General features: G+C 71.2%; 1 protein-coding gene and 1 pseudogene. One reads left to right on the forward strand and one right to left on the reverse strand.

What is annotated here, in order from left to right; genetic code table 11:
* A pseudogene (locus A3IC_RS71060) lies at window positions 1-86 on the reverse strand (DNA-binding response regulator); the annotation flags it as partial.
* A 285-nt stretch (window positions 87-371) separates the two neighbouring features.
* Here A3IC_RS71060 and A3IC_RS0116325 point away from each other — a divergent pair.
* Window positions 372-1,389 (forward strand): GAF domain-containing protein (locus A3IC_RS0116325; RefSeq protein ID WP_020551121.1); only part of this gene is annotated, 1,018 nt, incomplete at its 3' end.

The raw sequence follows: 1,389 nt of genomic DNA on the forward strand, positions 1-1,389 counted from the left end.
TCGATGTCGGGTTCACCGCCGAGCAGGTCGGCCAAGCCCCTGCGGACCACCTCGTGGTCGTCGAGCAGGAACACGCGGATGGGCGACGTCGACACAGCCCTCCTCCAGAGGTCACTCGTGGCTCCATTGTCGGACGCCGACGGCGCCCGCGCCTGTCACCGTAGCGGGCGGCGCGACCCAGGAGAACGGTCGCCGGATCACGGTCGCTCGGCACCCCGCGCGCCGTCCCGTCGGCGTGCCCCGCAGGGGCGGCCGGTCGATAACCGGAACCGTGGTGACGCCGTTCGGCGAAGGGAAGACGCGGGGGGCGTGGTTTGACACGATGGACTCGAGAAGTGTTCAGACAGGATCGCCGACCGTGGGAGGGGTTTGTGGCGTCGGACGAGCGACCGGCACTGCCGCGCATGCGCTTGGACGAGTTGCTGGACGAGCTCCAGGCGCACGTGGAGGTGGTCCGTTCGACCCGGGACCGGGTGAACGGCCTGCTGGAGGCCGTCCTGTCGGTGGGCAGCGACCTGGACCTGGAGACCGTGCTCCGGCGCATCGTGGAGTCGGCGGTGTCCCTGGTCGACGCCGAGTACGGGGCGCTCGGGGTGATCGGCGACGAGGATCGGTTGGCCAGGTTCCTTCCGGTGGGCATGGACCCGGAGACCATCCTGCGGATCGGCCCGTTCCCCACCGGGCGCGGCATCCTCGGGCTGATCATCCGTGACCCGCACCCGCTGCGGCTGCACGACCTCACCGAGCACCCCGACTCGTTCGGCTTCCCTCCGGGCCATCCACCGATGAACACCTTCGTGGGCGTGCCGATCCGGATCCGGGACACCGTCTTCGGGAACCTCTACCTCACCGAGAAGCGCGGCGGCACCGACTTCGACGAGGACGACGAGGCGGTCCTGCGCACGCTCGCGGCGGCGGCTGGCGTCGCCATCGACAACGCCCGCCTGTACGACGACGCGCGCCGACGCGAGCGCTGGCTGACCGCGAGTTCGGACCTGACCCGCAGCCTGCTCTCCGGCGACACACCCGCCGACGTCCTGCGCACGTTCACCGCGACCATCCGGGCGATGGCCGACGCGGACCTGGTGACCCTGGCGGTGCCGGTGCCCGGCACCGACGACCTGGTCGTGGAGGCCGCTTCGGGCCCCCTCGCCGACCGCGTCCGGGGGCTGGTCATGTCCGGCGAAAGCACGTTGATGGGCAAAGTGTTCGGCTCGGGCGAGACGATCACCAGCCACGACCTCAGCGACGATCCGCGCGCGGTGGTGGCCACCGCCGTGGGACTTGATCTCGGCTCGGCGTTCCTGTTGCCGCTGGGCACCCACGAGCGCATCCGGGGTGTGCTCCAGGTCGCCAACCGGGCGGGGCGCCCGCAGTTGTCGGACGCGG

Source organism: Embleya scabrispora DSM 41855, from assembly GCF_000372745.1.
GTDB classification, from domain to species: Bacteria; Actinomycetota; Actinomycetes; order Streptomycetales; family Streptomycetaceae; genus Embleya; species Embleya scabrispora.